The 5,736-nt window shown below is 60.8% G+C and carries 3 protein-coding genes; all 3 read right to left on the bottom strand.

The features are described from left to right. Window positions 1-3,735, bottom strand: a 3,735-nt coding sequence (locus tag D5687_RS10915) for a glycosyltransferase family 1 protein (RefSeq protein WP_204742194.1), incomplete at its 3' end; no start/stop codon positions are given. Beyond that, window positions 3,735-4,562: a hypothetical protein gene (locus D5687_RS11320; protein WP_158611873.1), complete on the bottom strand. Its 828-nt coding sequence runs from the start codon at window positions 4,560-4,562 to the stop codon at window positions 3,735-3,737. The genes D5687_RS10915 and D5687_RS11320, both read right to left, overlap by 1 nt. A gap of 21 nt (window positions 4,563-4,583) precedes the next feature. Then, window positions 4,584-5,736, bottom strand: a 1,153-nt coding sequence (locus D5687_RS11315; protein WP_158611872.1) for a hypothetical protein, incomplete at its 5' end; no start/stop codon positions are given.

Below are 5,736 nucleotides of genomic sequence, written 5' to 3'. Positions count from 1 at the left end.
CCGGTCTGTCTCACTCTCATGCAAAGGTAAGATCAACCATTTAATCCGCTTACCCAACACTTCCTCTATCGTCACATCAGCACTTTCTTGCCATGTCAGCCACGGCATAGCGCCCGACGTAATCACGGTCCCATTTTGATAACTGTCAAGCCATTGGCGGAACACCTTGCCCGCCGATTTCACATTCATATCCCGCGGAAGGTAGGTCGCGTGTTCCCCGGCCACTTCGCGGAAAACGGGGATATCCCGCGCGATGATCGGCAACCCCTTCTGGGCCGCCTCGATGAGCGGCAGGCCAAAGCCTTCACCGTAGGAGGCGGCAATCAAGCAGGTGCAGGTGGTGTAAACCTTCTCCAGATACTCATCGCTAATACCAGCCAGCCAGTACAGACGCTGGTTGTACTCGGGATGAGACTGGATGCGCTCGGCGAGCGCTTCGACCTTCCACCCCATCTTGCCGACGATCACCAGGTTGGCGTCCAGCCCTTGCTCCCAGAGCGAATCGAACACGTCGAGGGTGTCCGCGTAGCCCTTGCGGGGCTCCAGGGTGCCCACCATCAGGAAGCTTGGCCTCGCGTCCAACGACGCCAGGACCTTCGGGGCCTCCTCCGGGATGCCGCGACTGGGTGCCGAGCTGTGGATATCCGCGCCGTTGTGCGACCAGCCGATCTGCAACGGTCGTTCCCGGCGGGGGCCTTGCTCGTCCACCCAGTCACGCAGCTCGTTGGCGACCGTGCTCGACACGCAAATCACTCCATCGGTGGCCGTAATCGATCTGAGCCACTGGGTGAATCCCTCCTCGTTGCCGGGCGGGAAGAACTCGGGCATCGCTATGGGAAGCAGGTCGTGGAGGAGGAATTTCACGGTCACGCCATGAGCACGCAGCTTCTGGTAAAACGGCTGTTGGGCGATCTGCACCTGAGGCTGCATGTCCAGCCCGAAGAACACATCGCCGGGCGCGTAGTCGATGACCTCGTCTTCCAGGTCCCCGGCCGGCAACCCCATGAAGTCCCGGGTGAAGCGTCTGGCATAGCGATAGCCTTCCTCCACGGAGGCATAGACCGGCTCGACCCGGTACCCCTCCGGCGGCTCACTGAGCCACTCCCTGAGAATGCTGCGCACCACTCGCTGGATGCCGCTGCGCGCGTCACGCAACACGAGTTCCGAGATATCGACCAGCAGCTGGTGTTTGGGGTGATGTTTCTCCACCAACTCGCGCTTGAGCTGCTCGGTGCTCTGCGCCCAGGTCTGCCACTCAAGCCCGGTCGATTGAGGCTGCTCCTCCTTCATCAGCAACCAGTCGGCCAGCTCGTCGGCCAGCGTCACACCGGTCCTGCCCTTGAAGTAGAAGGCGCTTGATCCGGCCACCTCACGGAACACCGGGATGTCACGCGCGATGATCGGCACGCCGTAACGCGCCGCTTCAATCAGCGACAGACCGAAGCCTTCGTTGATGCTCGCGGCCACCAGCGCGCTGCTGGCCTGATAGACCTTCTCCAGGTATTCGTCGCTGATGCCCTCCAGCCAGAACAGCCGCTTGCCTTTCTGGGGATGCTTGCGCAGGGCCTTGGCCAATTCATCCACCTTCCAGCCCTGCTTGCCGACCAGCACCAGGTTGATGTCGTGGCCCCGGTTCCACAGCGTCTGAACGGCATCGAATAGCTGATCCTGCCCCTTGCGTGGCTCGATCGTCGATACGCTCAGGAAGGTCGGCCGCTGGCGAATCTTTGCCAGGACCTTTTCCGCGTCTTTCGGCACGCCAGTCGAAGGCTTGGAGCCATCCAGATCGCCACCGTTATGCACCCAGGTCATATGGAAACCGGGGGTGCGGTAGATCCCGTTCTCGTCGATCCATTGATCGAAGGCATCCGCTGTCGCCTTGGAGACGCAGACCGCCCCGTTGGTGCCCGCCACCATGGTGAGCCACTGCTCGTGCAGCTCTTTGGCATCGTCATCCTTGAACAGGTCCGCCAGCTGAATGGGCAGCAGATCGTGAACCAGGAACTTGACCGTTACACCATCGGCCTGCAGCTGACGGTAGAACGATTGATGGGCCAGCTGGACGTGATGCTGCATGTCCAGTGCAAAAAAGACGTCGCCGCGCTGCCAGCGAATGGGCACCCGATCCTCGAGCGCCTGCCGGCCCAACCCATCCGACAACACCGCCCCATATTCGCGTGCCATTTGCCAGGCATAACGATAGCCATCGTCCCGCGTTGCGTAGACCGGCACCACCTGATAGCCGTCCGGCGGGTTCTTCAACAGGCCCTGCAGATAACTGCGCACCACGCGCTGCACACCCGTCGCGGCATCGCTATTGCGGATTTCGGAAACATCCAGAAGCAGCTGACGGGTAAAGCCGGCCTGCTGGTTGAGGGCCAGACTGCTGGCGATTTCGCTCAGCACGAACTTGTTGGGCTGCTCCAGCTGTTCAACGATCGCGCGCTCGAGCGCCTCGTCGGCAACCACCGGATGCGTGGACACGCCGTCGCCCGTGGCATCGCGCTTGTGGCGACCGGCATGAAGGGATTCCCAGGCGGCGATGGCACGTTTGGCCGACGTCTCCCAGGAGAATTTCTTCGCCTGCTGTCTGCCATGGGCGATGAGACGTTGCCTGAACTTTTCGTTTTTCAGCGCCTGCTCGATCTTGGCCGACATGTCGCTGACGTCCGAGGGATCGAACAGCGCCTCGGCCAGGCCGATCACCTCGGGGAGGCTGGACGTATTGGCCCCCACCACGGGCGCGCCACATTGCATGGCCTCCAGTGCCGGCAGGCCGAACCCTTCGTGCCAAGTGGGAAAGACGTACAGCTTGCAGAGGTTGTAGAGCTGAACCAGTTCGTCGTCCGCGACGAATCCAGTGAAGCACAACTCGTCACTGTCCAGGCCCTCTTCCTCGGCAACCCGCCGCAGGTCCGCGATCTCGCCCTCGGGCATCTTCCCGGCAAACAGCAATTGATGGGAAGCGCGCATCTTGTCGGGTAGCGCTGCATAGGCACGGATCAGGCGCGGCAGGTTCTTGCGTTGGTCCGCCCCGCCGGTATACAGGACAAACGGTCGTTTCAAGCCAAACTTCGCCTTGATCGCCTTCGCTTCGGCCGGCGCGATATCCACCTCGCAGAATCGATCTTCCGCGGCCTCGGAGGTATTGAAAACCCGCCAGGATTCCACGCCCAGGTGATCAACGACCTCCCGGCTGGACGACTCGGAAATGGACAGGAACAGCGAGGCGCGCTTGAGGTGCTCTAGCTTGTTGTAGTAGTAGCTGGCAAATACCTCATTGGGCTCCAGATACTGCTCCGGGTAGATCAGCGGTATCAGGTCATGCAACGTCACACTGACCGGTGTTTTCCGGTCGTAGCGCCCAATGCTGACCACGGCATCATCCCCAAAGCCCTCGAACAGGCTATGAACATGGATGACATCCGGCTGCAGACTGGCCAGAAACGCCTCGCGTTCCAGCTCGGCCACCAGTCGGCGAGGGGTATTGTCCGGGGTATTGTCGGAAACCGGGCCAGGCGCTTGCCAAACCCGAATATTTTCTTGTGGAAGCAGATCCTGAAAGGCCGCCCGAATACCTTCAATGGTCTCGGGAAACAGGCCACTCAGCGCCAGGATCACCTCGTGATCCCCACGGTTTCTGACAATCGCCTCGGTAAGTGAAAGGGTGTAACGCCCGATGCCACGGAAACGACTTTCCGTCTGCGCACCCTGCATGTCGATGACGATGCGCATTAGGCAGCCACCTCCATTACCTGGGACCGGCGGTTAAGCGACAGAAAGATATCCCGGGCCTGACGAGACAGCCCGTAGCCGCTGTACTCGTCAACCTGGATCTTGCGCCCGCAAGTCGTGAACCCCTGTTCCTCGAACCAGGTCACCCCTTCGTGGACCATCGTCAGAACCAGCTCGTAATCGCCAGGCTCCGACGGCGGCTCGACACGCACATCGATCTCGACGCGTTCCCCGGGAGCAATCGGACCCTCCAACGGCGTGCGAATGCCATCGAAACACGCCATCTCCCCCGCGGAATTCAGCCAATGATATGAGGCGTTGATGGGCCGCTCTTCCGAGGTCTCCCAGGTAAAGGATGAATTGTTCTCAATCGCTACCAAGATGGTCTCCGGCATGCCGGCCTGGAACTCGCGTGGCGCCTCGACGATTTCCGCCATGCCGGCGTACTCCCCACCTTCTTCCTTAGCCTCAGCCGGAGCGACTGACTCGGCCGGAGCTGGGGCTGGAGCCTCGGCCGGAGCTGCTGACTCGGCCTCAGCTGGAGCTGGAGACTCGGCCGGCGTCGTTGCCTCGGCCGGTGCCTCAACTTCACTGACGGTCTGTTCAGCAGCAGCTTTCTCAGCAGCAGCTTTCTCAGCGGCGGCCTTTTCACCGCGGGCCTTCAAACGCTGGATCAGCTGGTGGACATCTCCCTCCTGCAGAAGAAAATCCACCCATTGGTCCAGCTGGGCTTTCTCTCTATCGGACGGGTCTGCCAACAACCGGAAGGCGTGGCCCACCAGCTCCTGGCAATGTCGTCTGCGTAATGACTCGATATCGATAGCCATTTGCCTTTGTGTTTCCTCTGCTTAAGTCTTGATAAAACGAAAGTTCTTGAAGCGGATACCGGCATCAGCGACCTTGTTGGTGACGCGGCCGCCCTTGTCGCTCACGCGATCGCGGTGGATATCGCGCATGGTCTCGGCGAGGCGCACCCAATCCGCCCGCGAATGGTTGCTGCCACCCATGTCGAAAATTTCGTGGAGCATCGCGGGGAGCCGTTCGAGCAGCTCTCCCACGCGTGTCCGATCCGATCGTGGCAGGCGCTTTAGTACCGCCATGTCCAACGTGTTGGGCGCCTCGAAGCGAAGCTCCCATTTGCCCCCATGGGTATCCCGTGATTCGGGAAACCAGCCTTGAAGCCACTGGTGTGGTTGGGCGGGAATTTCCAGCTTCGGACGTTCGCCGAAACGGCATGGGCCGAGATTCGCGCTCGACAACCGAAACCCCCACCGTTTCAACTTCTGTCCCCCCCAGCGAACGTTTTCCAGCATCACCACGATATGTTCGTAATCCGGGTTGTTCTTTACCCCGACAAGGCGCACGGAGTCGTACTCGAGGACCTTGCTCGCGCCCGCAAGCCGTTTCCCGATCTGACTCCAGCCTTGATCGTTGAACTTGCTGGCAAGGTGTTCGGTTTCTTCGTGAGACCGATGCAGTGCCACCAGCAATTCCCCCGCCATGGCGCGGTATTCGCCCAGTTCGCGCCTCATCTCGACCGCGCTGGCCTCCTGGTGGTTAGCCAGGTAGGCGTGCCTGACGACTTCCCTTTGTGTCTCTTGCAGTTGCTTGAGCAGCTGCTGGGCGCCTGAGCGCAGCTCGTCCACGGTCTCGCGCGCCTCGACCAGCGCCTGCTCGCGTCGATTGGCCAACTGCGCGTGGCGTTCGATCCGTTGATGACAGTCGTCGAGCTGGGCAAGCAACACCGCCGCCTCGTCCTGCTCCGGCGAGGTCTGGTCACTTGCCTTGGCCTGCCCGACGAGTTGCCCATAACCCCGGATCGCCTCATCGACCCTGCCGAAGTCATCGTGGAAACGTTCGGATGAAAGCGGACAACCAACAATCCGCGTCTCCAGGCTGTCGATCTCGACCGTCGTGGCCGAGTCGAGCCGCTCGATAAACATTTGGGGTAAGCGGATTAAATGGTTGATCTTACCTTTGCATGAGAGTGAGACAGACCGG

The organism is Guyparkeria sp. SCN-R1, from assembly GCF_003932495.1.
Lineage (GTDB): Bacteria > Pseudomonadota > Gammaproteobacteria > Halothiobacillales > Halothiobacillaceae > Guyparkeria.
This window is presented reverse-complemented; position numbering and strand designations above follow the sequence as displayed.

Coding starts and splice junctions, on each gene's coding strand:
- D5687_RS11320 (WP_158611873.1), bottom strand. CDS start 4,562: ATGGCTATCGATATCGAGTCATTACGCAGACGACATTGCCAGGAGCTG.